Here is a 25,123-nt window from a genome sequence, read left to right as displayed (position 1 = left end):
TATCACAGCGCTTTCAGTTAATACCAATTAATATCAATATTTGCTCTACTCAGTGGGAGTTGAAACGCATTTAGACAAGGCGGATGTTTGATGGTCTAGTGGGGCTAAATCGAAAACATCCAACACCGTATAAATGCGTTTCAAACCCATCGAAGACGCGCCTCAGGAACATTATTTCTTTGTTGCGCGAAGTTCATAAGACCACCAGTATTCTCTCATTCGCACGCCTCGAACTAATGCTCCTGAGACTGCGCTGAGCGATCACATATTGATATTAATTGGTATAAGGCGCACTTGAGAAGGAATGTCGACTACCTTTCAAACAAGTGCAACACAGTAATGGAAGCGCTGTGAAGCTCCCGAAGGGCGGGGCCTAAAAGCATTTATGCGGCGTTAAATTGTATCGACGTGAGAACAGCCATGCCATCTCCAATTTACCTTGCCTAAATCCTTTTATTCGCCCGCTGAAGTCGAGTATCTTGAGGTAGTTTGGGTATTAAAAAAGAGGGACGTTAAAGGCCCTTCTCTTTTTTAACCAATTCCCAAGCGGCCTGAATGTCTTGCGCCTTCTGTTTAGCAATATCCAGCGCCTGACGGGGTAACCCTTTAGATACAAGCTTGTCGGGATGATGTTCGCTCATCAATTTGCGATAAGCTTTTTTAATGGCTTTGGGGTCGGTATTAGCGTTTACCCCCAAGATTCGGTAGGCGTCGTTGACGCGGTCAGTGTGAGAATAAGTGGATTGCGATTGTTGCCGTCCTTGATAACCGCCCCGTTGCTGATAGTTTTTGCGGGAGTACTGCTCCCGCTGCTGCTTGTAATAGGCCTCTTCATCAAAGTCATCATGAGCCGTATCATCTCGCTCTTCACGAGAACGCTTTTGTTCAGCTTTACTACGCGGTCGCCATCCCGGTCCGCGATGTTCTTGCTGACGTCGAGTCTGTTCCTGTTGCCATGCTTGTTGCTGACTGGCCTGACGAAAACGCAACTCTGCTTCAAATGCTGAAATCAAGTACATTAATTCCTGCTTCTGGAATTTTAATACTTGTGCCACCTCCAGCAAGATTTTCTGCTCTTGCGGATCCAGCCGACCATCGGCATAAGCGGCCTGGATCAGGATCTCCAGATAAATTTGCAATATATCTCTGCGACCATAACAAGAGTCGTAAAACTCTTTCAGTATGTCTTTTACCGGAAAGTCGGCCGCCTTGCCTTCCCTAAACGCCTGCTGAGCCTCTTTGCGGGTATCACCTGTGAGGTTCATATCATCCATTAATTGGGTGGCCACCTGAATTTCGGCTTCGGTAACGCGACCATCGGCCTTGGCGACATGCCCTAATACTGAAAATAGGGCATGAAAGAAGACAGCCTGATTTTTTACAGCATCTTTATCCACAAAAAAACGGCCAAAGCCGCCCATCTGGTTGAAATCCTGACTGTAGCCACGATCGAACATGTGACCCACAATAAATCCCAAAATGGCGCCGGGTATTTTGGCGAACATGGCACCGAATAGAGTGCCTAGCACCTTACCCCATATATTCATGACGATAATTCCTGTTCAAGACTGGCAAGACGCTCAGGAGTGCCCACATCACACCAACGACCATGAAACACTTCAGCCTCAACGCCACCATTTTTCATGTGAGCTCTGATAAGTGGAGCAAGAGGCATTTTTTCCACCTTTAATCCTTCAAAAAATGCCGGAGCATAAAGAGCAATACCAGAAAAGGTGTAACTGCTTTGCTCCGGGCATTTTTGCACTAGCAGACCATGAGATAGTGCAAAATCCCCTTCAGGGTGATGTTCAGGGTTGTCCACCAATACCAGTCTCGCTAACCCTTGCAAGGGTTCCCGGCAAAACTGGCTAAAATCGATATCGCAATAAACATCACCGTTAACCACCATGAAAGGCTTATTCCCGAAGTGAGGTAGAGCCTTTACAATGCCGCCAGCTGTTTCCAGCGCTTCGCTTTCTGCACTGTAGATAATTTCCAAACCAAATGCTTTTCCGTCACCAAAGGCAGCCTCGACTTTTTCTCCTAACCAGGCGTGATTAACAATGACTTTGCGAATACCAGCTGCGGCCAGTTTTTCCAGGTGATATTGCATTAGGGGCTTGGCCCTGAGCGGTAACAAAGGTTTAGGCAAAACATCCGTTAATGGTCGCATCCTTTCGCCGCGTCCAGCAGCCAATATCATGGCACATTCGATCATCTCTAATTAAGCCGCCAGTTTGGAGACAACGGCTGGAATGACCACTGACTCAACAAGGTCAGCAAAATCGCGGGTTTCGCTATAGCGTCTACCAAACTTCACGACATATTCTAAGGTACGGGGAATATCCGCCAGATACCCCTGCTTACCATCACGATGACACAATCTGCAAAAAATGCCACTGGCTTTGATATGTCGCTGCATACCAACAAAATCGAACCACAGTGTAAACTCTTTGGCGTCGTATTGCGGGAAATGCTTTTCTCGCCATTGACCAATCAAGCCATCCACCATGGTGTCAGGCCACACCACATAACAGTCTCTCAACAGAGACACGGCATCATAAGTTACCGGACCTGTCACGGCATCCTGAAAATCAATAATACCAATGGAGTTATCGGGTAATAGCATGAGATTGCGAGAGTGGTAATCTCGGTGCACCCCAACTTGAGGTTGGGCTTTAAACACATTGCGAATCGCATCTTGTGCCTGATGAATGATGTCCCACTGTGCTTCAGTTAATCCCAGTTTAAGATGCACCTCTAATAGCCAGTGATTAAACAGATGAAATTCAGCATCCAGCAAGGCATCATCAAATTCGGGCAATTTGCCATTATCTGTTGCCACGACATTCTGGATACCTATAAGTCCATCCAACGCGCGGCTGTACAACTGTTCGATGTTGTCAGAGGAAAATTGGTTGGCCAGCAAAGTGTCCCCAAAGTCTTCAAGCACCCAAAATCCCATATCTAAGTCAACGGCTTTTATTTCAGGTACCTGTACCCCGGCATCAAAATAACGCTTTGCTATGTGAAAAAATGCCGGATTGTTCTCTTTTTCTGGAGGCGCATCGACTGCGATATAGCTGCTACCTTCAAATGTAAAACGGAAATAACGGCGAAAACTGGCATCTCCAGAAACCATTTCTAACGCTTTAGCAAGAAAACATGTTTGGGTATTAATCCAGTTTAATAAGGCATCAGCTCTTAATCGCTGCTCATCGGATTGATTTGCAATCATAGAAAACTCTAATAGTAACGCACACGAATAGCAGTATTGTTAAAGGCTTTCCCCATGTTAACACTCGTGACAATACGAGCGGGGTTGCATCAACAATATCTCACTCTTTTTATTATTTGCGTTCAGTCTACCAGTTTCACAACCCCGTGGGGGCCAAAAATAGACAGGAAATACGTTTTTTTTAACGTTACGCTGGTAAAAAACATCGAAACCTTTAGAATTCAGCCGTGTTTCTCACTTTTTCTGGTCAAACCAAGGCTCCACACAACCTTTTTTATGCATATCAAGCGATTTTCAATCTTTCCGTTAGTGATCTTCAGTGGGTTTACTCTAGCCACAGAACAGTGTCTGGTGCCAATTAGCCCGTTGGATAAAAAAAACCTGGCGGAAAAAGGTGAAATAGTCGTAAAAGCCAATTCAGTGTCCATGACTCAAGACAAACTGGCTGATTTCGATGGCGATGTGGAGATTGCCAGTCCAAAAGCGCATATCAGCGCACAAAATGCCAGAATTGACAAGACAGCCAGAAAGCTCACAGCATCCGGCGACATTCAGTTCCGTGACAAACAAATCTTAGTTGAAAGCGAAGATCTGCTACTGGATCTGGATTCCAACAAGATGGAGATGAATCAAACCGGCTATCGCATGGTGCGCTTCCAGGGAAGAGGCGCTGCGGACAAGATCATGTTGAATCAGCAACAAGGTGTCGCGCTTGAGGATGTTAGCTTCACTACTTGTCCTGAAGGTGGCGAAGACTGGCAAATTAAAGCTAGCAGCATTGAGTTAAAACCTGGTGATATTTGGGGCACGGTGAAACATGCACGATTTTACGTTAAAGATGTGCCGGTGCTCTATTTGCCCTATTTTTCATTCCCGGTAACCAACCAACGCCAAAGTGGTTTACTCCTACCCGAAATCAATAGCTCTGATACATTCGGTGTGTCTTACGCTCAACCCATTTATTGGAATATTGCGCCCAATTACGATGCCACCATTACCCCTCGGGTGATGACGGACAGAGGTTTCCAACTACAAAATGAATTTCGCTATCTGACGGAGCAGCATACAGGGGCCATTCACCTTGAATACATGGCTGAAGACAGAGACACCGAAGAAAAGGATAGCCGTTACTTTTATCGTTTAACACATTTCGGACAGCTTTCAGAAGAGTGGTCAATCAATGCTGAATGGAACCAACTTAGCGATGACAATTACATAGCAGACTTAGGTTCAGATTTTTACAACCGAGCTGACACTCATTTATTCAAGACAGTTTCTCTCAACTACGATACTCAGCAACTAGATATCAATGCCAGCTTTCGAGACTTTGAGGTTATCGGTGACCATCCCAGCACCTACCGGGCATTGCCTGAAATCAAATTGGATTACCAGGCATGGCATGGGGATTATTTAAACCTGGACATACACTCTGAATTGACTCTATTTGACAATGCCGAAACGGACCTACCGAAAGCGGCTCGTTTTCATATTGCACCAAAGCTGTCGCTCCCCTGGAGAACACCGTGGGCTGAATTCCTGGCTGAAACCAGTGTTCTGCATACCAGTTACCGGCAAAAAAACACCGATGGCACAACACTCGACAAAGACGTTAGCCGCACCCTTGGACAAGTTCGGCTTTACGGTACTATGGCGTTTGAAAGAGACATCAATTGGTTTGGTGACTCTGCGACCCAAACACTAGAGCCAAAAGCCCAGTATTTGTACACCAGCTACAAAAATCAGGACAACATCGGCCTGTATGATACCACCAGGCTGCTGAATGACTTTGAAGGTTTGTTTCGAGGGCAGGAATTTACCGGGCTTGACCGTATAAGTGATAAGAACCAGTTAACCTTAGGTGTCACTACCCGAATATTAAACAGCAAGGGACAGGATAAGCTCAAATTCAGCCTGGGCCAGATTTTTTATCTGGACGATAGCCGAATTCTGGAAGCTGAGCGTCAGGATAGCAATCGCTCCGCCATTGCCACTGAGCTGGATTGGAACTTGTCTTCTCGCTGGATTGCCTCCTTAGAGGCACAAGTTTCATCTCAAAATGAACGAGTTGAAAGAAGCAGTGTCTCATTGGAGTATCGCCAGAGCAACAATAACATAATTCAGGTTGGTCATCGCTTCGTTAGAGACTTATCCGGTGTGGAGATCAATCAGGCTGGTATAACCGCCAGCTGGAGTTTTGCTAAGAATTGGCTTTGGGTGGGGCGTTATTACCGGGATCTCGACTTAAATCGCACCACAGAGAGCTACACAGGATTTCAGTATGATTCCTGTTGCTGGTCGTTACAATTTGTTTGGGAACGACATTTAACCAATCGCTTTGATGCACTTGGAAATCAAAGCCTGGATGAATATGATTCTGGTATCAGCTTAAAGTTCGAGTTTAAAGGAATGGGGCAACGCCGAAACCGCAAGTCATTGTTACAAGATGGCTTGTATGGTTACCAGCAACCTTATGTAATAGGGCAATAAATTATCTATGAAATTAATAACCGTATTTTCAATTTTTATTCTGAGTTTTTCAGCTTTCGTTAAAGCCCAGGTCCAGGAGTTGGACAAGGTCGCTGTCATAGTAGACCAAACCGTGGTTTTAGAAAGTGAAATTAAGGACTTAATTACCACAGTTAAGGCCAATGCCATCAGAAACAATCAGAACTTACCGAATGACCGCGTATTGCGTACTCAGGCGATTGAAAGGTTGATTACCGAAGCGCTGCAAATGCAAATGGCGCAGCGCATGGGTATTCAGGTAAGCGATCCGCAACTTGAGCAGACCCTGCAAAATTTCGCCTCTTCAGAAAACCTCACAGCAGAACAATTGCGCGCCAAGGTAGAGTCAGAGGGTATGGATTGGGAGCAATACAGAGAGCGTATCCGTAAAGAGCTAATCACCGGTGAAGTCACACGCGCCAATGTTAGACGCCGCGTCTATGTAACTCCTCAAGAAATCGATAACATGGTCAGTTTGATTAATGAACAAGGCGCAGAGGAAGTTGAATTTCAGCTGGGTCACATTCTTGTTGGATTCCCGTCAGAAGCAACACAAGAAGATATTGACTCGGCCAAAACACGCTCAGAGCGGGTCATAGAGTTACTGCAAAAAGAAGATGCCGACTTCAGAAAAATTGCCACTACCGCTTCTTCAGGTCCCCGAGCACTAGAGGGTGGTGATTTGGGCTGGATGAACGTCAATACCATGCCCACACTTTTCGCTGAAGTGGTGGCAGATGCCAAAAAGGACGACCTGATTGGCCCAATTCGCAGCGGTGCGGGTTTCCATATTCTCAAAATTTTGGATATCCGTGGCAAAGAAATAGCCGAGATTGAAGAAGTTAATGCTCGTCATATCTTAATCCAAACCTCTGTGATCCTCAGTGAAGAGCGCGCGCAGCAAATGCTGAGTGAATTCAAAGAGCAAGTCATCAATGGCGAAGCTGAGTTTGAAGATCTCGCCAAAGAGCACTCCAAAGATCCTGGCAGCGCAGCTCGCGGTGGTGAGCTAGGTTGGAACGATCCTTCAATTTACGTACCAGCGTTCAAAGAAACGCTTGCGCAACTAAATGAGCCAGGCGAGTTATCCGAGCCCTTTCGCTCCGTGCACGGTTGGCACCTTGTTCAGCTAATAGGAAAGCGCGTTGGTGACGTAACCGATAAATTGAAACAAGAAAAGGCCTATCAGTTGTTATTCCAGCGTAAATTTGGTGAAGAAAGAGAAGCTTGGATCAGACAAATGCGAGATCAGGCTTACGTAGAAGTGCTTGAATAAGCAAAAGCCTCAACACCATCTCATGGAGACAGTGATGCCTTTAAAATTAGCAGTTACGCCCGGTGAGCCGGCAGGTATTGGGCCTGATTTAGTGATTCAAATGGCTCAGTTAGATTGGGATGTACAGCTTGTCGCCTTTGCTGATCCGGACATGATGCAAGAACGCGCAGCTCAGTTAAACCTACCACTAAACCTGGTAGAATACACACCTGAATGCAACCATGTTTTACCCGCCGGAAAGTTATTAATCGTACCCGTCAAACTGGCGGCTAAAGTCGTTGCAGGCCAGCTAAACGAAGAAAACGGACGCTACGTTGTTGAAACGCTTCGTCAAGCCGGCGAAGCCAATTTGCGTGGAGAATTTGATGCCGTTGTAACAGGTCCGGTCAACAAGAGCATTATTAACAAAGCGGGAATTTCGTTCTCCGGTCATACTGAGTTTTTTGCTCAGCAAAGCAATACCTCTGATGTTGTGATGTTACTGTCTACAGAAGGATTACGAGTAGCTCTGGTTACCACACATATTCCACTTGCCTACGTCAGTAAAGCCATTACACCAGAGCGCCTGGAAAAAGTGATCTCCATCATTAATCATGATCTGATCACCAAGTTTAAAATTCCCTCCCCTAAAATTTATGTGTGCGGCTTAAACCCTCATGCAGGAGAAAATGGCCACATAGGCAAAGAAGAACAACTGGTGATCAACCCGACATTGGACGTGCTTAGACAAAGGGGGATAAATCTGATGGGTCCGCTGCCGGCAGATACTATCTTTCACCCAAAGTATCTGGATGACGCAGATGTGGTGTTAGCCATGTATCACGATCAAGGTTTACCGGTGCTTAAATACAAAGGTTTTGGCGCTTCAGTGAATGTCACACTTGGACTTCCCATTATCCGTACATCGGTAGATCACGGTACCGCTTTGGACCTTGCGGGCACCGGAAATATAGACAATGGCAGTTTTAAAGTGGCCATCCGAAAAGCCATTAAATTAGCGAAGAACATCAATGAGTAAAGCACATCTTGGACATGTGGCCCGGAAACGTTTTGGTCAGAACTTCTTGCATGATGAGCAAGTGATAGCCGACATCGTTAGTGCTATCAGACCAGTTGACGGTGAAAACCTGGTGGAAATTGGGCCAGGCTTGGGGGCGTTAACAGAGCCTGTCTGCGAACAGGTTTCAAAACTCACCGTAGTAGAATTAGACCGTGACCTGGCAACTCGCTTGCGCTCACACCCCTTTATTCGCGATAAACTCAACATTGTTGAGAGCGACGCTTTGAAGTATGACTTCGCCCAACTAGCGCAAGACAAGCCACTAAGAATATTCGGCAACCTACCCTACAATATATCAACGCCTTTAATGTTCCACCTGTTTAGCTTCTCTACACTGGTGCAAGACATGCATTTTATGCTGCAAAAAGAAGTAGTAAATCGGTTGGCAGCAGAACCTGGGCATAAAAATTATGGTCGTCTGTCTGTTATGGCACAGTATTATTGTCAGGTGATCCCGGTATTAGAAGTGCCACCGCATGCTTTCCAACCGCCCCCCAAAGTGGATTCTGCAGTAGTTAGGTTAATACCCCATGCAGCCCCCCCTGTAGCAGTGAAGGATAAGAAAGCACTAGACCAGGTATGCGCTATCGCATTTAATCAAAGGCGCAAAACGATTCGCAATAGTCTCAAAGAGCTATTGTCGGAAGCGGATATTGAAGCTGTGGGTATCAATCCGGCCGCAAGAGCTGAAACCCTGTCTTTACAGGACTTTGCAAACCTGGCCAATAAAACAGAATCATAGGCGTTGCTATGGATAAGGAAAGCACTATTTCTGAATTGATCAAGATTGAAGTGGAAACCACCTGGTTGCCCGAACAAATTGGCAAAGAACAAAACAAATACGCTTTCTCTTACCACATCACTATCAGCAATCACGCCGACATTGCAGTGCAATTGCTCAACCGGTATTGGTTAATTACAGATGGTAATGGCAAAAACTCTGAAGTTGCCGGACCCGGAGTCGTTGGCCAAACTCCCATAATTCACCCCGGAGAAAGCTTTGCCTACAAGTCAGGCGCAATTTTGGACACTCCGGTAGGTTTTATGCAAGGACATTACGAGTTCAAAAGTCATGACGAGCATCTTTTCAAGGTCCCCATTGAGGTATTTACTCTCAGTGTTCCGAACAGTCTGAATTAAGTTCAAAGGCTATTATGAGCATTTTTGTTGTTGGTGATATTCAGGCCTGCTATGCCGGACTGAAAAAGCTGTTGCTAAAAGTGGGGTTTAACCCAAAAGAGCACCAGCTTTGGGCTGTCGGTGACCTCATCGGTCGTGGGCCACAGGCGCTTGAAACTATCGAATTTCTAATGTCGTTAGGCGACAGTTTCAACACCGTATTAGGCAACCACGATCTGCATTTTCTGGCAGTGAGTCAGGGCATTCGCGAAGTTAAAGACAAAGACGGCTTTGCCCCACTGTTGCAGAGCAAGAAAAAAAATCTCATTATCGATTGGTTGCGTGAAAAACCCCTGGCCGCTATCCCTGAAGATGGCTTTTTTTTGAGTCATGCGGGCCTGTATCCGCTGTGGTCTGAAAGCAAAGCGCTAAAGCTTGCACGGGAAACCAGTTATTACCTGAAAAGCGACAAATGGCTGAGTTTGTTGGAATACATGTACGGAAGTGAAGAGCTGCGCTGGAAAGACGATTTAATGGGGTTAGAACGGCATAAGTTTGTGATCGATGCCTTTACCCGCATGCGTTTTGTAGACCAAAAAGCAATACTCAATCTGCGGCTCAAAACGTCGCCTCAAGACGCTCCTCAAGGTATCTTCCCTTGGTTTCAACACCCCAGGCTCAAGCATAACAATCACCTGCTATTTGGTCATTGGGCCGCTCTGGAAGGTAATAGTTCAAGTAAGCGTATTCACGCGCTGGACACCGGCTACATTTGGGGCGGCAAGATGACAGCTATCAACTTGAAAGATCTCAAAACGGTATCAGTAAAAGCAAAGACTCTCTAAACCATCTGAGAGTGTACAACTAAGGTAGAATTTTCTTCCTTGTTATCCGCGATTACACTCATTAAATGAGTATTAGTGGAGACGGCTATGAAAGCAGTTATTGAAAAAGGAACACTACTGCCCGATGCAGAGTTTGTACAATTCGGTACAGAAGGAATACTGTCATACAGTACCGCGGATATATTCCAGGAGGGAATGGTGTTGGTTGTGGGCGTAGTTAATGCGTTCGGCCCGGTTTGTAGCCAGAAACACCTACCTGAATTTATCCCCTATGCCAAAGAACTGGTGGACAACTGGTTAGTCAAAAAAGTACTCTGTATATCTGCTTCGGATCCATTCACTCTTAACGCCTGGGCAGAAAAAATGCAGGTAAAAAATAGCATGGCGTTTTATACCGATAAAAACGCCAACTTTGCCACTAAACTAGGCCTTAATGTAGACCTGAGTCATTTGGGTTTAGGCAAACGTTCCACCCGCTATGTGATGTTAGTTCAGGATCAAAAAGTCATGGATTTACGTTATGAGGAAGTCCCAAATAGCGTTGAAGTAACCAGCAAGGAATCTGTGCAAAACTGGTTACCCAACTACGTTTGAGTCCGCTTCCAGAAGAGCCTAATCTCTCCTTTCCAGAGTGACAAAGCGATAATTATAAGGGTTTTTGTCATCTGGCTGATGATCTTCCGATTCGACTTCAATCCATTGTCCGTCTTGTTGATAGTCAGGAAATTGCGTGTCTCCCGATACCTCAAGCTCGATAAAGGTGAGGTACAGGCGTGTCGCTTTAGATAAGAACAAATCGTAAATTACACCACCGCCGATAATCATCACTTCAGAGACATCTCCGGCCATCGCCAACGCCTCTTCAGGAGTGGCAACAACGGTTACGCCTTCTGCCATAAACCCTGAGCGGCTGATAGCAATGTTCAGTCGCCCGGGTAATGGACGACCAATAGATTCAAAGGTCTTGCGCCCCATAATCACGGGTTTGCCCAAGGTTACGGCTTTAAAATGCTTCAGATCTGCCGGCAGGTGCCACGGCATTTGATTGTCTGAGCCGATAATACGATTGTTGGCCATGGCGGCAATCATTGAGATTTTCATAATATATCCTTATCTAAAAACCTTAGCGCTCGTAAATCACTTCCACATCGTAATCGTCATCATCAAAGTCATCATCATCGTCGTCATCTTCGTATTCCGACATCACCTGCTCTTGATAATTGTCCCACTTGAAATCAGTTTCTTCTTCGGTGTTGAGCTCTTCAACTGGCAATGTGTCCAGCATGTTCATAACATCGTGACAAAGTGCATCCGTGCCGAGTTTTTGGAATGCAGAGATTTGGAAGTGTTTTTCATCCCAACCTAATCCCTCAAGAATGCGCTGACATTCTGCTTCAACTTCATCGGGCAACATCAAATCTATCTTGTTAAACACTATCCAACGGGGTTTTGCAGCCAGTTTTGGACTGTATTTTTCTAGCTCAGCAATAATGGTTTTGGCATTTTCCAATGGATCGGACTGATCAGCAGGTAATAAGTCGATCAAATGCAGCAGCACCCGGCAGCGTTCCAGGTGTTTCAGAAAACGGATCCCCAAACCAGCCCCATCTGAAGCACCTTCAATCAGGCCTGGAATGTCAGCGATAACGAAACTGCGGCGAGCGTCCTGACGCACCACCCCAAGATTGGGAACCAGCGTAGTAAATGGGTAATCAGCCACTTTTGGTTTAGCTGCGGACACACTGCGAATAAAGGTACTTTTTCCGGCATTAGGCAAACCCAAGAGCCCCACATCAGCTAATAACATCAGCTCCAGGTGCAGATTGCGTATTTCGCCCGGTGTACCGTTAGATTTTTGCCTCGGTGCACGGTTGGTACTGCTTTTGAATCTGGCATTACCCAAACCGTGAAATCCGCCTTTGGCCACCATCAGCTTTTGACCATTGCGGGTGAGATCACCCAGCACTTCACCAGTGTCTTTATCAGTTACACGAGTGCCCACCGGCATGTTAATAACCAAATCCTGACCGCGCTTCCCGGTACAATCGGTACGCTGACCATTTTGACCTCTTTCGGCGCGGTGAAATCGCTCAAATTGATAATCGATTAGCGTATTGAGGTTTTCGTCAGCTAACAAATATACGTCACCGCCATCACCGCCGTCACCGCCATCAGGGCCGCCTCTGGGAATGTACTTTTCACGACGGAAACTAACAATACCGTTACCACCATCACCCGCTTCAACACGGATATCAACTTCATCTACGAATTTCATGAGGATCTAACTATATATTTAAGAAAATATCTGTAGGTTCGACTTCAGTCGGACAAGGGCAGTCAAATAGCCCCCAATGTCCAGCTAAAGCAGAGCCTACATTTTTGTAGGTCGAACCTACAATATAACAAAAAAAACCCCGCTTATGCGGGGTTTTTCAATTCGGTTCGAAGTGCTGATTAAGCAGCTACGATGTTCACGTATTTACGGTTCTTAGGACCTTTAACGTCGAACTGAACTTTACCGTCTGATAAAGCGAATAAAGTGTGATCTTTACCAATACCTACGTTGTCACCTGCGTGGAACTTAGTACCACGTTGACGAACAAGGATGTTACCAGCCAGAACAGACTCACCACCGAAACGCTTAACACCTAAGCGTTTGCTTTCTGAGTCACGACCGTTCTTAGTACTACCACCGGCCTTTTTGTGTGCCATTTGTCGTCTCTCCTATTAAGCGCTAATGCCAGTAATTTTCACTTCTGTGAACCACTGACGGTGGCCCATCTGAGAACGTGAATGCTTACGGCGACGGAATTTAACAATCTTTACCTTCTCGCCACGACCATGAGTCACTACTTCTGCAGTCACTTTGCCGCCCGCTACATATGGAGTACCGATTTTAATATCGTCTCCATTACTCACCATCATTACTTCGTCAAAAGTAACAGTTTCACCTGGAGCTACTTCAATTTTTTCCAGGCGAACAGTTTGGCCCTCAGCCACACGGTGTTGTTTACCACCACTTTGGAAAACCGCGTACATAACTTACTCCGCACTTGCACTGTGTTTACCCGAAACTATTCAGTGCATTCATTCAAAAAACAGGGCGCGAATTGTATGTGAATTATCTATGACTATCAAGGCTAAATTTGAATTTATTTTGTACAATTCCCGTTTCCGCAGTCATTTTACTTCGACAGGCCAGAAAAACTGGATACCGTAATGATTTTTTGTCAGAATTCGCGCACTTAGGAATTTAAATTCAAACGCTTATCTGTACCCTTCGCCAATGGAAATAGAGCAAATTCGTCAACTCAGCGACTCAGACATGCTGAGTGTCAACCAACTAATCCAACAACAAGTGCAATCAGAGGTTTCTCTGGTAAACCAGCTTGGATTTTACATTGTTAATAGTGGTGGTAAGCGTCTTCGGCCAATGCTTTGCGTTCTGGCGGCAAGAGCCCTGGACATTAAGAATGACCAACATCACACACTAGCGGCTATTATTGAATTTATCCATACTGCGACCTTATTACATGATGACGTGGTGGATGAATCCACCATGCGCCGTGGGCGAGAAACCGCCAACGAAGTGTTTGGCAATCAGGCCAGTGTTCTGGTGGGTGACTTCTTATATACTCGCTCTTTCCAGATGATGGTGAGCCTGGAGCGTTTTCGGGTTATGGAAATTCTGGCGAATGCCACTAATGTAATAGCCGAAGGTGAAGTGCTGCAGCTAATGAACTGTAACGATCCGGATACCACTGAAGAGCGTTACTTGCAGGTGATTTACAGCAAAACCGCTCGATTATTTGAAGCGGCAACCCAACTGGCAGCAGTATTAACGGACCAACCAGCTGAAATTGAAACCGCCATGCAGGACTATGGCAAATACCTGGGTACGGCATTTCAGCTAATGGATGATATTCTCGATTATGCCGCCGATAGCGGTACCATGGGCAAAAATGCCGGTGACGATCTGGCAGAGGGTAAACCCACTTTACCGCTGTTACACGCAATGTGGCACAGCGCACCTGAGCAAAGTCAAATGATACGTTCAGCAATAGAAAACAATGATGGTACGGAGCACTTCGATGCCATCCTGGCAACAATGCACAACACAGGCTCACTGGACTATACCAAAAAGCTCGCTTTTCAGGCCCGAGATCAAGCCGTTGCTGCACTTACCCCTATTCCAGACTCAGAATACAAACAGGCTTTAATTGCGCTGGCAGACATCGCTGTCGACCGCAACGCTTAGTCCTGAGCTGCATCCGCACAAACACTGGTCGGATACAGCCATTTACTTTCCCAATTATGGCCAATAAATACCAGTTTTTTGTGCCAATTCACCCGCAATCCCTGTGACAGTTGCTGGCACTGCGCTTGCTAATCTTATTGTTAAATATATTAAACACAATAAGTAACATGGCAAATTTTCACACCGCTAGCAATAACATCTCGTCTCATCCGTTTTGGCATTTAATTTCAGGTGCATTGGCCGGAAAAAGCGATGCTATCGCGGCCTTTATTAACATTAATCCTCAAACCATTGTGGCGAATGATCGCAGCGTTTTTTTAAATGCGATGCGCAGTGCAATTCGAGCCTCACCGGACCCGACTTCGCAAATATTGCAGAAGATTATTTCTCTCAGCCAATACCTCGCTGATTGGCCTTTGTTGACTTACCTGATACAGCAAAACCTATACAACCCTGGCGAATTAGATAGAGCAGTCCCCTTTATTCATATGGGTAAATTTACACATGCAAAAGAGATCAATGACGAAGCATTGCGCCACCACCCCGGTGACTTATTGCTTATTCAACAGCGGGCCCTAATTGCAGAAACAATGCAAAAACACCCCTACTTAACAACAACGCAACAAGATAAGGAATTATGGCTTACTCCACTCGACTACCACCACGTCGCTGATTTTGGCTGGCAGTACCACGACCCAAGCATTGCCTCTTTGTGTAATCTTCCGGTTTTTCACACGGCTGAATCCTGGCTTAATTGGCTACACAACTGCCAAAAAGACCCGAATCACCACCTCTTTGCAATATTCCACAAAGAGTTTGGCTTTATCGGTTCTACTTGTCTTCATGTACACCAAAGACACGGTTTTTTCTACTACTGGCTAGGAGAGAGCTTCAGAGGCAAAGGGTTTGGTCCCAGAGCCGTTGCTCAGCTGTTAAAGCTAGGAGAGACACATTTTGATTTGAAGGATTGCTTTACTAAGATCTTTGAACACAATAAAGCATCGCATAAAGCCACTCGCAAGGTAGGTTTTCGCTTACTCCCATTTTCAGCCAAGCCCCCCTCAGACAATGACACATTTTATTACCGCGGCGACGAAAAACAAAATTCAGTATTACACAAACAATTAAGTGAACTGTTGACCGTACTGAGATCGGAAATTGAGCTGGAAAACTAAGAACTAAAGAGTGCTCTACTCCTGACTAAACCTGGCATAGTATTAGACGCGATTTGCGAGATACCTTTTATTTTATTCAAGTTCCGCATATTAAGAAAAAAACCGCCAGAAAAAATATTGAAAAAACAAAAAGCGTTTCGATAAAAATAAAGACAGGAAAAGTGTTTTAGTATCCACGTAAAACATTGTGATAGCTAAATTAAAAATAACAGCGAACTACCAAAGCTGACTAGAATTGCTTCAGTATTCGCCGTATTTTTTTGTTTGTTTTTACTAAAAAGACAATCTCTGGTTCATCCGCGAGAAATGATAATCTGACCATTCGCACCTTTGCCGCCTTGCCCGCCTCGGGAATCTCCTGAGGTCACCTCGACACTTTCAGTAGTCATGTGAGCAGAAGACCCACTGTTTGTGGATGACATAATTTCACCGGCTTGGCTAACGCCATAAGCTATCATTTCGATAGATTTTGAATCTCGCCAAATTACACGAGGTTCAGGCTGTGAGCCGGAATAGGTTCCTCCTCGGCCCCCTTCCACACGCACCCAATCACCGAATCGAGTTTCTTCGCCATTGGCACCGTATTGTCCGGCTCCACCACCAGCTCCCCCCTTGCCAACACTGAGTTCTATATCAGGATTACTGCCGTCCGGGTAATACTTAAAGGTACAAAACATGCCAGCATTACCGCCACCCGCATTAAGAACCGCTCTGGAGCTACAGGTATCAGCATGGGTTGACTCTCCCCCCGCTCCGCCGCCACCTGATCCGAATATGGTTACCAGGAAGCATGTTGTATTTACCAACGGCTGCCAGCGATATTGAAATCCCTGATACTGATCATTATCGATGACCACAGGAAAGTATTCAGAACCGCTCATCTCTAACCCCCTTTCTCATTGTAATTAAGATCGTCACACAACTTGTCCAGAAATTCCTGGTCGCGAACCTCAGTCACCAACACATTGTTTTTACCAGGCAGCTGATCGTTATCTTTATAGAGGTGTTCTTCATAAACCTTATAGGTATCCGAGCGACACCAGGTAATATCCTTGTACTCTTTAAACCTATCAATGACCTTTTGGTCTGTTTTTACGCCTTTTGTAAGTTGGTTGTATTCCGTGTAGCTGTGATATTTGAAACATCTCACTACGTTGTTAATAGCCCAAATACATTGCTCCAGGCCACTCTGAAAGTATTGTTCTGGTTGAAATTCTGCTTTGGGCTTAGCCGGATCGGCGGGATCAAATAAACCCGGTTTGTATTTTTGAAATATTTCCTGGCGCTTTATTGGGCCTCCTACAAGCTGATCCAGTCTTTCACTATTGAATACAAAACGCACAAACTTACGATCCTCAAAGTCATAATCCATCAAGCCGGCAACTTTAAGTAATGGCGTACTAATATCCCCACTGGACAAGTTGTTTTTAAGCTGCTGGAGGTCGTTGTCATCATCTGGTGCCATGGCCAGCAATGCTTGTTTAAACACTTCGAGAAAGACCAGTTTATCCGCATCGTTTTTAAAGCAATTAACAACGGCTTGCAAACTGGTAACACCATTCGCTTTAATCCAGGTATGAGCCACATCCTTGATCCAGCTATGGGTATAACAATAGGCCTTGGTTTCGTAGTCTTTCCAGGCTTTATCAATCTCTTTGATTTTTTCCAGATATGCCTGCTTTCTTTTCGGATCGGTACAAACGTCGAATTTTGTTTGGGTGCGCAAATCACCGCGAATTTGACTGGGCAGCCCACAAATATTAGTGAGGTAATACGCCAGTAAAGTCACCGCGTACCTGGCAATATCCGTTTGGGGGTTACACTTAGCGGTGAGGTATTTGCGAAATCCCAGGTGCAAATTATTTAATGCATCCAAATATTTGGATTCAAAGGACGCTTCAAGGTTGACGCCTTGCTCCACCAGCGCAAGTGCGCAGGTAGCAGGCAAGGTGATATTGTATTGCGGCGCGATCAAGCGCAGCCCATTTTTCACAAAATTGCGCTGTATCAAAGCCGTGTAAAGATTTTTCTTTAATACTTTCGGAGGGGTAGCACAAATACAATTGGGCAGCTCGTTAGGGTGCAAGGTAAAATGTTTGGGTTCCAGCACCAGGTCGCCGTCTTTACTCTGTTCTTTCCAGGAGACCGCTAAACCATCCTTTAATAATCCATCCGGCGCTCCTCCTCGCAGCAATTGCAACACCATGTCTACCGTTTTAGTTTTTTCCCAAAACGGTTTGGAGTGCTTCTGCTCATCTTGGGGTAAATTGGGAAACTTCTGATCTTTAAGGGCGAGATATGCCCGTTCCGAGGTAGCTATCCAAAGGGCTTTTTCCCAAACCCTGCCAATATCTTTCATCTCTTTCCATGCGCCCACGCCTTTTAGCTTCGGAAAATCACCACTGGTATCCCATACAGGTTTGTATTTCAAAGCGGGTGTCGCTAACTCCAGCACATCAAAATAATCAGTACCTAACTCCCAGCCGCCGATTTTCTTATCTACTTTGATACCATTTTCATAAAAAGGTGATTTCTCTATGTCCATATGAAAAAGATTTTCCAGTGAGGCGACTTTGTCTTCCCACTCTTGCAACACTTCCTGTGTCAGGTCCTTTACTCCTAACGCGTTCTTCAACTGTTCTTTGTTTGCCGGGACTTGCAACGCTTTGCTGATTAGCACCTGGCCGGTTTCTCGTCCAAAAACACTCTGTGCGAATTCAGCCTCAAAACCAAAAACGGTCTGAGCAGACTGGTCGCTATAGGTGTCTGTGGGCGCCAGTTTATCAACTTTGTAGTAATTTGATATTTCGTCCCGAAGCTGTTCGTACAACTCTTTGAATTGCCCTTGCTCCAGCCAGCTTCTTTGCTGGCCTTGAAAGACAGATGGAATGTTTCGCGTTGAACTCATAGTTCTCCTCCTGTTAAAAATTAAAAATCATCCATTAGTAACCTTTGCTCACTAACATCCCTATGCGCTGTCGATTCGCCCTCCTCCTTGGAAAAAGAGGGCTCAATTGGCGTTACTGACGGCATTTTCGACGGAGTTTTCGAGGTGCTAGTTGAATTGGATTCAGTACCACAGCGGTTTAAAGATGTGGATTCGTGCAACGCTTTGTCTCGGTAAAAGGTCTCGCACTGAGTCAATAAAAAAGTAATGTCGTCTTGTGCCTGCTGACGTTTTTTGCGTTCCCTTCCATAATCAAATTGCTTACGCATTGCATCAGGTGATGGCAGGGTTGCAGAACGTGTTTGTATAATGCGCAAAAGCTCACACAGGACTGAATATTGTAAAATGCCATCGCTGTTGGAGTTCAAGCGTGTATTCTTTTCGCCTGAGATTCGAACCAACCATACCGCTGTCGCCCAGTCCAATAAAAATCGCTTTTCCTCCTGTAGCTCTGGTTCGGAGAAAATGCGGTGTACCGCTTTAGTAAATAACAGATATTCTTCATTCATTGGAACTCGACAGCCTCGCAAAAAGGTCCTGTAAAACAGCAAAGATAAAATCGACATGTGCAACACGAATGCCACATTTTTTAACCCATCAAAATCAATAAAAAACGGTCAAATTAAGGCAGGTTATTAATTCTTAAAAAGCGAATTCGTCCGAAACCCCGTAAAATATAAAAAAGCATTTAAAAACATCTGGAGCAGTTCATCCAAAAACAAATATTTGAAAGGCTGATTTCGTCCCATTAAAAAAATATAAGATAAAAATTGAAAAAAAGTGTCAGATTCACAAAAATATTGAGTCAAAATCAAAAGAAAGGTTATTTTATTGACCTTTAATATGGTCCTCTGGATTTAAATGGAGGATTTGAAATGGATGCAATACGAACTTTTGCTCCTGTTTTCCCGGAAGTGCTACCGGGAATAATCAGTCGGAATAAAGAGATGCAGAAGCTGGCCCTTCAGGCTCGAAAAATCGCCGCCAGTAATGCCTCTGTGTTTATCAATGGCGAGACGGGTACAGGCAAGGAACTATTTGCTAAAGCCATTCACCAAGTCAGTGGGCGTCCAGGCGAACTGATATCCGTAAATTGCAGCGCGATCCCTGAAAACTTGTTCGAATCACTGTTTTTTGGCCATGAAAAAGGGGCTTTTACTGGCGCAGATAAAAAACAACAGGGCTTCTTTTTTCATGCCGCTGAAGGCACATTATTCCTGGACGAAGTTGCTGAGCTCCCCTTAAATCACCAGGCGAAATTGCTCAGAGTTTTGGAAGAACGTCAGTTTTCACGTGTCGGTAGTGCTGAAAAACAGGCTTTTACAGGCCGTATTATCAGTGCTTCGCATGTTGCGCTGGAAGAACAGGTAGCTGCGCGTTTATTTCGAGAAGATTTATGGTATAGACTCAATCTTTTTGAGCTTACCATTCCTCCTCTTAATCAACGTCGAGAAGATATTCCACTACTGGCCAAATATTTCACACGTACTTCATCTGATTTGATACTCCTGCCCTGTGCGCTAGAACTTCTGCAATATGCCGACTGGCCAGGCAACATCCGACAACTAAAAAACACCATTGAAAAAGTGTCGGTTTTAGCAGAAAGCAGGGAAATATCTGCAACAGCATTACAACACCTTTCGCTCTGTGAACACGGTGTAGATTGGGCTACCAGGGTTGCCCTTGAAATCATTGACTTACCCATCAACAACAAGGTTAAAACCATCAACGATGCGCTATTTAAACAAGCCGTAGAAGCCAGTAATGGCAACAAATCTGAAGCGGCACGCTTACTAGGTGTTCACCGGAAGGTGGTCGAGCGCAGATTAGCACAAATGCGAACTGTGGGATGATTACAATGAAAAAAACAAGTCCACAAGGGGCAGTGTCAAGCGAGCTTCAGAATAATGAAGCACTGAGCCAAACTCAGCAAAATGCTCGACAGCAAGCGCAGGATATAAAAAAGCAAGCTGATGAACAATTGCTGCGTCTGATGCAGGAGCAACAAAGCAAGCTCAATGAAATGGTTCAACACTTAAAACAACCCAATAGCGGTGCAAAAACAGGGCTAAATGGCGCCGCGCAACATAAAGTGGAACAGAACTTGCCATTAACGACAGCATCAACCAAAAAGGCGAAAGCAGTAACACCAGGAGCAACAGATGCAAATCAACACAGTAACTCAAACGGCCGGGAAAGCACAGATCCGGACACAGGTGCGGCACAGCTTTCTACAGAAGTTCCATTGCAAGCGGTGACGGTTTTGCAAGAGAGTAATCTGGATCACCTCGATGTGATCATGAGCAAAATACAGAAAAGTTTAAAAACGACATCAGACTCAGTGACAACATCACAATTGCAAGGAGATCTAACAGATGACAAACGCCCCCTTGATATTTGAAGCCACTCAGCAAGCAACAGGTAATTACGAGTGTCAGGAACCTCCGAAACCGGTAGAGTCAAATGACCCGGTTGGTGAGTCTTTCGAGCGCAACCATTGCAATCAGACTGAAACTCCGCCTCATCATCAGCATTCTCACTCTGAGGCCAAACAACAACCTTATTTCATTGACGCTGAACAACTATTTCGCATCAACTCACCCTGGGCCAATTCACAAGCAAATGTTTTTCAACAAACGTTTCAATGCAATTTGCAAGGTGGTTACAGTGCCTACTACCAACAAATGTTGCAGCAATTTGAACAAATGCGTACTGTTCTCAATGAACAGTTAAGCAGTTACGCAAACTTCAATTGAAGCACCTATGACGATTTCAATACCAAGCATAGTTAAACAAAGTCAGGAATTTGAGCAGAGTCAAATGGCTGACTTCAAAAAATTTGTGGCCAACAGCAAAGCACTCAAAGCCGCCTCAAAGACCCAAGAGCAGCAGGCTAAAGCACGCTGGGATGCCATGCAGCAATCTTTGACAAATCTTCGTCAACCAGTACCGGCCAATGGCCAATCTCCCATTGAAATATTGCTCAATGACAATGCTTATATGCAAGCGTTAGAGGGAGTAACCGTTTTATCGCCGGGATTTAACAGCGCCAAAAACGTGAAAGATTATGTAGATAAAACCAGTCACTCAATTCTCAACTATATTCACCAAAAAGATCAGGCCTATGAGCGATACTAACTCTAGTAGCGGATCAGGTAGCTCAGCACAAGAGCTGATTCAGCCTCATGTGAATCAATCAATTGCATTGGCGGTGCAAAGTGCCGCAGATTTACTCAAGAATATAAACACCATTGAGACAACTGTCATTGGTGTCGCATCAGCCAGTTGGTTGGCCAATCCCGCCATGACGGAATATAAAGATATCATCGAAAACGCCACCAAAACCATCACCTTTGCAGCGGAAAATCTGGCCAAAGTTGGTGAATCTGGTGCCCAGGTGCTCAAAGACCTTGAACCCTAAAGCTTGTCAATCTTCGTACATTTATGCAGCAGCATAGATTAGGACGATTTCGTCCTGCCTAATCCCCTGTAACGGACTAAGACAGCCACTTCCTGTCATCATAAACCTCTGTAACCGCAATACAAAACGGTCGCTTCAGACCAACACCAGCAAGGTGTGTAGGACGAAATAAGCCATTATCTTGCTATTTGGCAAGCTATTCGCAATGGGTTTTATGCACCTTGTGCACTTTGTTGATTTGTTTATGAAAAAAGGAAATGTTTATGTCTGATGAGAGTAAAACTATTGATGCGGTTTCCGTCGTCAATACCTTAAACCTGGGACTAGCACCCGCAATGGCAATGGGGCAATTATATAACTCCTTGGTGTTTAACACCGGTATGGCCTCGATGAATTTAGTATTTGCCACACAGCAAGCTTGGGAGGCGCAGCTGTGTGCCACCAGTCGATGTGTTTCAATACTCCTCAATGATGGCCAATAAAGACTCCAACATAAAACACTGGTAAACCAGGCCTCTTTCTTGCAATCGGCAGCATTAAAGAGGCCTTGATGAATTGCCTCTTTCTCATACCCAATAGGGTTAAAAGGTTCACCACCAGAAAGCGAGGAGAATGCAATGTCAGAATCACAAAAACCAATTCCATCGGAACAAAGAGACCATACAGATGAAGCCCCTATGGATACGCTATTACTTTCTCAAAGTAATCAGCTTCTGGCTAATGCGCAATCACTGTGTAATATTCCCGGGTTTCAACCTGTTTCCATGGCGTTTCCAGATGTGATTGGTAGTCAGTCAAATAATGTCGGTAATGCCTTTGAGCAAAATGTACAACAACTTTTTGCACAACAAGCCCAGCTTTTCAATCCGCAAACTTCATCACCGGAATTACCTCAGCCCTCGCAAGAAGAAGCGTCTGAGGTAGCGAATCAAACAACGCAGCAAGACATACCAGAATCTGAGGAACTGCAGGCCATAAGGACCATGTTTGACTCCAATTAATTGATCTGCACATACGAGCATTTATGAAGCATGGGGTTTCCCTCAGATTTATCTATCCTGCCGCAAAGCCAATTAGAAGCGACGTTTAAAACTCCGTTACTGTCTGGCTTAATAACTAATATGCAAGAACTCAAGAGTGATAAACAGACTTTTGACGACCTTCTTGCCTATACCCTGCACCCCTTTGAATTCCCCTCTATTAATGAGACAAGAGCTAAGGATTCAATGGGCACAGCAACCACCTCTATTATGGATGCCCCCTTATACTGGCAAACTCTGAGCCTCATTGATCAGACGCTGTGCTCTGAACTTGTCATAGTGCAATGGCAAAACAGTATCTATCTGGCCAAGTTAAACATCTTACCAGCAACCTTTGGATTGCTACTACCCGATACGCCACGCCTCCTGTTTAAACTGGTAAATACTTTTGTTACTGCAACCATTAACAACCTCATTTCAGCAGCCCTGAGTATGGGCATGCGAGGTATTGTCAGTAATATTTATAACCCCAATCTGGTGTCGCTGTTTACACAACAAGGATTTACACGTGATAAATCTCGAGAGGAAATCGTAGGCTTACCTCTGCCAGCAATCTACAGTCTGGATTTACTTAAGCACTCATTGGACGGTACGCACCCTTTTTCTACCATCAATGGATAGATTAGACCAATCATATAATTCACAAAGCCTCATCACGCTGTCCAAAAAAGCCCTATTTTTCATGACTTTACAAGGGAAATGTTGCGGTAAATAAAATTGGCACATTCCCTGTAATAGGTATGAGGAGGCTGAGCAGTTTCAGACTCAAACAAACAGAACTCAACTCATAGGGAGATCAGCGATGTCAGATTCAGTTAACGCTGCCGTCATTGACAGCGTCACCATTGCTAACACTAAAGTGCTTGCCGAGGCACCCGCAATGGCGATGGGGAGCTTATATCAAACGATAGGCAATTCCGTGGCAATGTCAGCAGCGAATGCCGTATATGCGCAGCAACAGGCCAATATGGCTTTTCAAGCGGCAACGGTGCTGGGTGTGACTAAATTGTTCGCTCAGAACAACTAAGTATTGTGGATTTACCTAGCTAGCCGAGGAATTAAATTATGTCGCAACCAGGTTTAGTAAATGGCGCAGTTGTTGATTCTACAACAACCGTAAATGCGTCTGTCGGAGCTGTCGCACCAGCTATGGCAATGGGCAACATGTACCAAACAATTGGTAATTCTGTCGCCATGGCCGCTGCCAATTCAGTTTATGCACAGCAGCAAGGATGGATGACTTCGCAGTCCGCAGGGACGCTTGGGGTCACAAAACTATTTAGCCAAAACAAAGGCTAAGTAACAAAGTTTGTCTTACTCAGGCAAATAAACATTTATCAACAAACAAAGTGTAAATACTAGGAGCTAATATTATGGCTAATGCAACTTCCACTCAACCAACAGAAGTTAACGGTGCCGTCGTCGACGCAATCACTATTGCTAATACTAAAGTGCTTGCCGAAGCACCAGCGATGGCAATGGGTAGTTTGTATCAAACTATCGGTAATTCCGTTGCTATGGCGGCGGCCAACGCCGTGTATGCGCAACAACAAGCGAACGTAGGTTATCAATCTGCCAGTACGCTTGGCGTCACAAAACTGTTCGAGCAAAACCAGTAATTTAACCTGATTAACAGAAGGAGAAAATTATGAGTAGTGCACAACCAACCACCGTGAATGGAGCTGTCGTTGACGCAGTAACTATCGCCAACACCAAAGTGCTTGCCGAAGCACCAGCGATGGCAATGGGTAGTCTGTATCAAACCATTGGTAACTCTGTTGCTATGGCTGCTGCCAATGCAGTCTATGCACAACAACAGGCCAATGTCAGCTATCAAGCAGCGACAACCTTGGGTGTAACCAAGCTGTTCTCTCAGAACAAGTAAAAGTCGTACTCTGAAAAACGTTTTAACTGACGTTTTTCAGAGCTTTTTAACCTTCAGTTTACGCCAATAACCGGCGTAGTGAGCACTGTGTATGGAGAAAAATGATGTCAGAAGCTAACAACCAATTTATCGCGAACTCAAAGTGTATTAACGAAGAAGTACAACAGCAAAGCGATGAAACCTTACAGGTGCTTTCGCAAGGCGGGTTAGTCAACGCCCTAACCTTGTCAATGTTAAACAACACAGCGAACCAGTATTCGTCACAAACCCTGGCTAATTCAGCCATGGTGCAAACCTGTAACAAAATACTAGGCGCCTGATCACTTTTAACAACAATCGCAACAACCTTCAGGA

General features: G+C 45.0%; 32 protein-coding genes. 22 read left to right on the top strand and 10 right to left on the bottom strand.

The annotated features are described in order from the left end of the window. Positions 1-512: 512 nt before the first annotated feature. From djlA to ACXAGP_RS15060, 3 genes are read right to left on the bottom strand one after another with little or no spacing between them, the layout of a single operon-like run. A complete protein-coding gene (gene djlA / locus ACXAGP_RS15070; protein WP_475262386.1) occupies positions 513-1,547 on the bottom strand; it encodes a co-chaperone DjlA in 1,035 nt (344 codons plus the stop codon). After that, positions 1,544-2,218 carry an N-acetylmuramate alpha-1-phosphate uridylyltransferase MurU gene (gene murU, locus ACXAGP_RS15065; protein ID WP_475262385.1) on the bottom strand — a complete coding sequence of 225 codons (675 nt, stop codon included), beginning with the start codon at positions 2,216-2,218 and terminating at the stop codon, positions 1,544-1,546. Before murU ends, djlA begins: the two co-directional genes overlap by 4 nt. 6 nt (positions 2,219-2,224) lie before the next feature. Next, entirely contained in the window at positions 2,225-3,238 is a 1,014-nt protein-coding gene (locus tag ACXAGP_RS15060; RefSeq protein WP_475262384.1) for an aminoglycoside phosphotransferase family protein, read from the bottom strand. A 366-nt stretch (positions 3,239-3,604) separates the two neighbouring features. Here ACXAGP_RS15060 and ACXAGP_RS15055 point away from each other — a divergent pair, with 366 nt between their 5' ends. From ACXAGP_RS15055 to ACXAGP_RS15025, 7 genes are all read left to right on the top strand, one after another. Then, on the top strand, positions 3,605-5,725 hold the full coding sequence (locus ACXAGP_RS15055; RefSeq protein ID WP_475262383.1) for an LPS-assembly protein LptD: 2,121 nt from the start codon (positions 3,605-3,607) through the stop codon (positions 5,723-5,725). Positions 5,726-5,732: 7 nt separating this feature from the next. After that, complete coding sequence (surA, locus tag ACXAGP_RS15050; protein ID WP_475262382.1) at positions 5,733-7,019, top strand: peptidylprolyl isomerase SurA; 1,287 nt, start codon at positions 5,733-5,735, stop codon at positions 7,017-7,019. A 34-nt stretch (positions 7,020-7,053) separates the two neighbouring features. After that, positions 7,054-8,037, top strand: coding sequence for a 4-hydroxythreonine-4-phosphate dehydrogenase PdxA (gene pdxA, locus ACXAGP_RS15045; protein WP_475262381.1), 984 nt, complete (start codon positions 7,054-7,056; stop codon positions 8,035-8,037). Next, positions 8,030-8,821: a 16S rRNA (adenine(1518)-N(6)/adenine(1519)-N(6))-dimethyltransferase RsmA gene (gene rsmA / locus ACXAGP_RS15040; RefSeq protein WP_475262380.1), complete on the top strand. Its 792-nt coding sequence runs from the start codon at positions 8,030-8,032 to the stop codon at positions 8,819-8,821. Before pdxA ends, rsmA begins: the two co-directional genes overlap by 8 nt. Positions 8,822-8,829: 8 nt before the next feature. After that, entirely contained in the window at positions 8,830-9,219 is a 390-nt protein-coding gene (apaG, locus tag ACXAGP_RS15035) for a Co2+/Mg2+ efflux protein ApaG (RefSeq protein WP_475262379.1), read from the top strand. A gap of 14 nt (positions 9,220-9,233) precedes the next feature. Further along, positions 9,234-10,043 carry a symmetrical bis(5'-nucleosyl)-tetraphosphatase gene (locus ACXAGP_RS15030; RefSeq protein WP_475262378.1) on the top strand — a complete coding sequence of 270 codons (810 nt, stop codon included), beginning with the start codon at positions 9,234-9,236 and terminating at the stop codon, positions 10,041-10,043. A gap of 87 nt (positions 10,044-10,130) precedes the next feature. Next, on the top strand, positions 10,131-10,637 hold the full coding sequence (locus ACXAGP_RS15025; protein WP_475262377.1) for a redoxin family protein: 507 nt from the start codon (positions 10,131-10,133) through the stop codon (positions 10,635-10,637). A gap of 18 nt (positions 10,638-10,655) precedes the next feature. Here the strand turns inward: ACXAGP_RS15025 and folA are convergent, their stop codons facing one another. The 4 genes from folA to rplU all read right to left on the bottom strand — a co-directional run bounded on the left by folA (position 10,656) and on the right by rplU (position 13,082). Next, positions 10,656-11,144: a type 3 dihydrofolate reductase gene (gene folA, locus ACXAGP_RS15020; protein ID WP_475262376.1), complete on the bottom strand. Its 489-nt coding sequence runs from the start codon at positions 11,142-11,144 to the stop codon at positions 10,656-10,658. A 22-nt stretch (positions 11,145-11,166) separates the two neighbouring features. Further along, positions 11,167-12,318, bottom strand: coding sequence for an Obg family GTPase CgtA (cgtA, locus tag ACXAGP_RS15015; RefSeq protein ID WP_475262375.1), 1,152 nt, complete (start codon positions 12,316-12,318; stop codon positions 11,167-11,169). Between the two features lie 179 nt (positions 12,319-12,497). After that, positions 12,498-12,755, bottom strand: coding sequence for a 50S ribosomal protein L27 (rpmA, locus tag ACXAGP_RS15010; protein WP_338291379.1), 258 nt, complete (start codon positions 12,753-12,755; stop codon positions 12,498-12,500). A 15-nt stretch (positions 12,756-12,770) separates the two neighbouring features. Beyond that, on the bottom strand, positions 12,771-13,082 hold the full coding sequence (rplU, locus tag ACXAGP_RS15005; RefSeq protein ID WP_338291378.1) for a 50S ribosomal protein L21: 312 nt from the start codon (positions 13,080-13,082) through the stop codon (positions 12,771-12,773). Between the two features lie 247 nt (positions 13,083-13,329). Between rplU and ispB the strand changes: the two genes are divergently transcribed. Continuing rightward, positions 13,330-14,301, top strand: coding sequence for an octaprenyl diphosphate synthase (gene ispB / locus ACXAGP_RS15000; RefSeq protein ID WP_475262374.1), 972 nt, complete (start codon positions 13,330-13,332; stop codon positions 14,299-14,301). Between the two features lie 167 nt (positions 14,302-14,468). Next, positions 14,469-15,476: a GNAT family N-acetyltransferase gene (locus ACXAGP_RS14995; RefSeq protein ID WP_475262373.1), complete on the top strand. Its 1,008-nt coding sequence runs from the start codon at positions 14,469-14,471 to the stop codon at positions 15,474-15,476. A gap of 293 nt (positions 15,477-15,769) precedes the next feature. On the opposite strand, the gene ACXAGP_RS14990 is transcribed toward ACXAGP_RS14995, so the two are convergent. The 3 genes from ACXAGP_RS14990 to ACXAGP_RS14980 are packed head-to-tail and all read right to left on the bottom strand — an operon-like array spanning position 15,770 to position 18,932. Then, positions 15,770-16,357, bottom strand: a complete 588-nt coding sequence (locus ACXAGP_RS14990; protein WP_475262372.1) for a hypothetical protein — start codon at positions 16,355-16,357, stop codon at positions 15,770-15,772. Positions 16,358-16,359: 2 nt separating this feature from the next. Beyond that, positions 16,360-18,384: a hypothetical protein gene (locus tag ACXAGP_RS14985; RefSeq protein ID WP_475262371.1), complete on the bottom strand. Its 2,025-nt coding sequence runs from the start codon at positions 18,382-18,384 to the stop codon at positions 16,360-16,362. A gap of 20 nt (positions 18,385-18,404) precedes the next feature. Further along, on the bottom strand, positions 18,405-18,932 hold the full coding sequence (locus tag ACXAGP_RS14980) for a hypothetical protein (protein WP_475262370.1): 528 nt from the start codon (positions 18,930-18,932) through the stop codon (positions 18,405-18,407). 366 nt (positions 18,933-19,298) lie between these two features. Between ACXAGP_RS14980 and ACXAGP_RS14975 the strand changes: the two genes are divergently transcribed. The 13 genes from ACXAGP_RS14975 to ACXAGP_RS14915 all read left to right on the top strand — a co-directional run bounded on the left by ACXAGP_RS14975 (position 19,299) and on the right by ACXAGP_RS14915 (position 25,089). Further along, positions 19,299-20,276 (top strand): sigma 54-interacting transcriptional regulator, encoded by a 978-nt coding sequence (locus tag ACXAGP_RS14975; RefSeq protein ID WP_475262369.1) that lies wholly within the window; start codon positions 19,299-19,301, stop codon positions 20,274-20,276. A gap of 5 nt (positions 20,277-20,281) precedes the next feature. After that, positions 20,282-20,824, top strand: a complete 543-nt coding sequence (locus tag ACXAGP_RS14970) for a hypothetical protein (RefSeq protein ID WP_475262368.1) — start codon at positions 20,282-20,284, stop codon at positions 20,822-20,824. Continuing rightward, complete coding sequence (locus ACXAGP_RS14965) at positions 20,799-21,179, top strand: hypothetical protein (RefSeq protein ID WP_475262367.1); 381 nt, start codon at positions 20,799-20,801, stop codon at positions 21,177-21,179. The genes ACXAGP_RS14970 and ACXAGP_RS14965 overlap by 26 nt, the downstream gene beginning before the upstream one ends. A 64-nt stretch (positions 21,180-21,243) precedes the next feature. Next, complete coding sequence (locus ACXAGP_RS14960; RefSeq protein WP_475262366.1) at positions 21,244-21,561, top strand: hypothetical protein; 318 nt, start codon at positions 21,244-21,246, stop codon at positions 21,559-21,561. Next, positions 21,548-21,844: a hypothetical protein gene (locus tag ACXAGP_RS14955; protein WP_475262365.1), complete on the top strand. Its 297-nt coding sequence runs from the start codon at positions 21,548-21,550 to the stop codon at positions 21,842-21,844. The genes ACXAGP_RS14960 and ACXAGP_RS14955 overlap by 14 nt, the downstream gene beginning before the upstream one ends. Before the next feature lie 263 nt (positions 21,845-22,107). Further along, positions 22,108-22,326, top strand: coding sequence for a RebB family R body protein (locus tag ACXAGP_RS14950; RefSeq protein WP_475262364.1), 219 nt, complete (start codon positions 22,108-22,110; stop codon positions 22,324-22,326). Positions 22,327-22,461: 135 nt separating this feature from the next. After that, a complete protein-coding gene (locus ACXAGP_RS14945) occupies positions 22,462-22,845 on the top strand; it encodes a hypothetical protein (protein ID WP_475262363.1) in 384 nt (127 codons plus the stop codon). A gap of 30 nt (positions 22,846-22,875) precedes the next feature. Beyond that, a complete protein-coding gene (locus ACXAGP_RS14940) occupies positions 22,876-23,505 on the top strand; it encodes a hypothetical protein (protein WP_475262362.1) in 630 nt (209 codons plus the stop codon). Positions 23,506-23,686: 181 nt separating this feature from the next. Next, positions 23,687-23,911: a RebB family R body protein gene (locus tag ACXAGP_RS14935; protein WP_475262361.1), complete on the top strand. Its 225-nt coding sequence runs from the start codon at positions 23,687-23,689 to the stop codon at positions 23,909-23,911. 38 nt (positions 23,912-23,949) lie between these two features. Further along, positions 23,950-24,183: a RebB family R body protein gene (locus ACXAGP_RS14930; protein ID WP_475262360.1), complete on the top strand. Its 234-nt coding sequence runs from the start codon at positions 23,950-23,952 to the stop codon at positions 24,181-24,183. A gap of 74 nt (positions 24,184-24,257) precedes the next feature. Then, positions 24,258-24,503 (top strand): RebB family R body protein, encoded by a 246-nt coding sequence (locus tag ACXAGP_RS14925; protein ID WP_475262359.1) that lies wholly within the window; start codon positions 24,258-24,260, stop codon positions 24,501-24,503. A 29-nt stretch (positions 24,504-24,532) separates the two neighbouring features. Then, the gene (locus ACXAGP_RS14920; RefSeq protein WP_475262358.1) at positions 24,533-24,769 is read left to right on the top strand and encodes a RebB family R body protein; all 237 of its coding nucleotides are present in this window, start codon (positions 24,533-24,535) and stop codon (positions 24,767-24,769) included. A gap of 101 nt (positions 24,770-24,870) precedes the next feature. After that, a complete protein-coding gene (locus tag ACXAGP_RS14915) occupies positions 24,871-25,089 on the top strand; it encodes a hypothetical protein (protein WP_475262357.1) in 219 nt (72 codons plus the stop codon). The last annotated feature ends 34 nt before the right edge of the window (positions 25,090-25,123 follow it).

The organism is Planctobacterium sp. AWM4_229, from assembly GCF_056160305.1.
The sequence above is the reverse complement of the archived record's forward strand: the minus strand, read 5'-3'. Positions and strand labels throughout refer to the sequence as shown.

Coding starts and splice junctions, on each gene's coding strand:
- ACXAGP_RS14975 (WP_475262369.1), top strand. CDS start 19,299: ATGGATGCAATACGAACTTTTGCTCCTGTTTTCCCGGAAGTGCTACCG.
- ACXAGP_RS14960 (WP_475262366.1), top strand. CDS start 21,244: ATGGCTGACTTCAAAAAATTTGTGGCCAACAGCAAAGCACTCAAAGCC.
- ACXAGP_RS14970 (WP_475262368.1), top strand. CDS start 20,282: ATGAAAAAAACAAGTCCACAAGGGGCAGTGTCAAGCGAGCTTCAGAAT.
- ACXAGP_RS14965 (WP_475262367.1), top strand. CDS start 20,799: ATGACAAACGCCCCCTTGATATTTGAAGCCACTCAGCAAGCAACAGGT.
- ACXAGP_RS14920 (WP_475262358.1), top strand. CDS start 24,533: ATGAGTAGTGCACAACCAACCACCGTGAATGGAGCTGTCGTTGACGCA.
- djlA (WP_475262386.1), bottom strand. CDS start 1,547: ATGAATATATGGGGTAAGGTGCTAGGCACTCTATTCGGTGCCATGTTC.
- apaG (WP_475262379.1), top strand. CDS start 8,830: ATGGATAAGGAAAGCACTATTTCTGAATTGATCAAGATTGAAGTGGAA.
- ACXAGP_RS15030 (WP_475262378.1), top strand. CDS start 9,234: ATGAGCATTTTTGTTGTTGGTGATATTCAGGCCTGCTATGCCGGACTG.
- murU (WP_475262385.1), bottom strand. CDS start 2,218: ATGATCGAATGTGCCATGATATTGGCTGCTGGACGCGGCGAAAGGATG.
- ACXAGP_RS14915 (WP_475262357.1), top strand. CDS start 24,871: ATGATGTCAGAAGCTAACAACCAATTTATCGCGAACTCAAAGTGTATT.
- ACXAGP_RS15060 (WP_475262384.1), bottom strand. CDS start 3,238: ATGATTGCAAATCAATCCGATGAGCAGCGATTAAGAGCTGATGCCTTA.
- rplU (WP_338291378.1), bottom strand. CDS start 13,082: ATGTACGCGGTTTTCCAAAGTGGTGGTAAACAACACCGTGTGGCTGAG.
- cgtA (WP_475262375.1), bottom strand. CDS start 12,318: ATGAAATTCGTAGATGAAGTTGATATCCGTGTTGAAGCGGGTGATGGT.
- ACXAGP_RS14930 (WP_475262360.1), top strand. CDS start 23,950: ATGTCGCAACCAGGTTTAGTAAATGGCGCAGTTGTTGATTCTACAACA.
- ACXAGP_RS14980 (WP_475262370.1), bottom strand. CDS start 18,932: ATGAATGAAGAATATCTGTTATTTACTAAAGCGGTACACCGCATTTTC.
- ACXAGP_RS15025 (WP_475262377.1), top strand. CDS start 10,131: ATGAAAGCAGTTATTGAAAAAGGAACACTACTGCCCGATGCAGAGTTT.
- ACXAGP_RS14955 (WP_475262365.1), top strand. CDS start 21,548: ATGAGCGATACTAACTCTAGTAGCGGATCAGGTAGCTCAGCACAAGAG.
- ispB (WP_475262374.1), top strand. CDS start 13,330: ATGGAAATAGAGCAAATTCGTCAACTCAGCGACTCAGACATGCTGAGT.
- ACXAGP_RS14925 (WP_475262359.1), top strand. CDS start 24,258: ATGGCTAATGCAACTTCCACTCAACCAACAGAAGTTAACGGTGCCGTC.
- folA (WP_475262376.1), bottom strand. CDS start 11,144: ATGAAAATCTCAATGATTGCCGCCATGGCCAACAATCGTATTATCGGC.
- ACXAGP_RS14995 (WP_475262373.1), top strand. CDS start 14,469: ATGGCAAATTTTCACACCGCTAGCAATAACATCTCGTCTCATCCGTTT.
- surA (WP_475262382.1), top strand. CDS start 5,733: ATGAAATTAATAACCGTATTTTCAATTTTTATTCTGAGTTTTTCAGCT.
- ACXAGP_RS14935 (WP_475262361.1), top strand. CDS start 23,687: ATGTCAGATTCAGTTAACGCTGCCGTCATTGACAGCGTCACCATTGCT.
- rsmA (WP_475262380.1), top strand. CDS start 8,030: ATGAGTAAAGCACATCTTGGACATGTGGCCCGGAAACGTTTTGGTCAG.
- ACXAGP_RS14945 (WP_475262363.1), top strand. CDS start 22,462: ATGTCAGAATCACAAAAACCAATTCCATCGGAACAAAGAGACCATACA.
- ACXAGP_RS14940 (WP_475262362.1), top strand. CDS start 22,876: ATGGGGTTTCCCTCAGATTTATCTATCCTGCCGCAAAGCCAATTAGAA.
- rpmA (WP_338291379.1), bottom strand. CDS start 12,755: ATGGCACACAAAAAGGCCGGTGGTAGTACTAAGAACGGTCGTGACTCA.
- ACXAGP_RS14990 (WP_475262372.1), bottom strand. CDS start 16,357: ATGAGCGGTTCTGAATACTTTCCTGTGGTCATCGATAATGATCAGTAT.
- ACXAGP_RS14950 (WP_475262364.1), top strand. CDS start 22,108: ATGTCTGATGAGAGTAAAACTATTGATGCGGTTTCCGTCGTCAATACC.
- pdxA (WP_475262381.1), top strand. CDS start 7,054: ATGCCTTTAAAATTAGCAGTTACGCCCGGTGAGCCGGCAGGTATTGGG.
- ACXAGP_RS14985 (WP_475262371.1), bottom strand. CDS start 18,384: ATGAGTTCAACGCGAAACATTCCATCTGTCTTTCAAGGCCAGCAAAGA.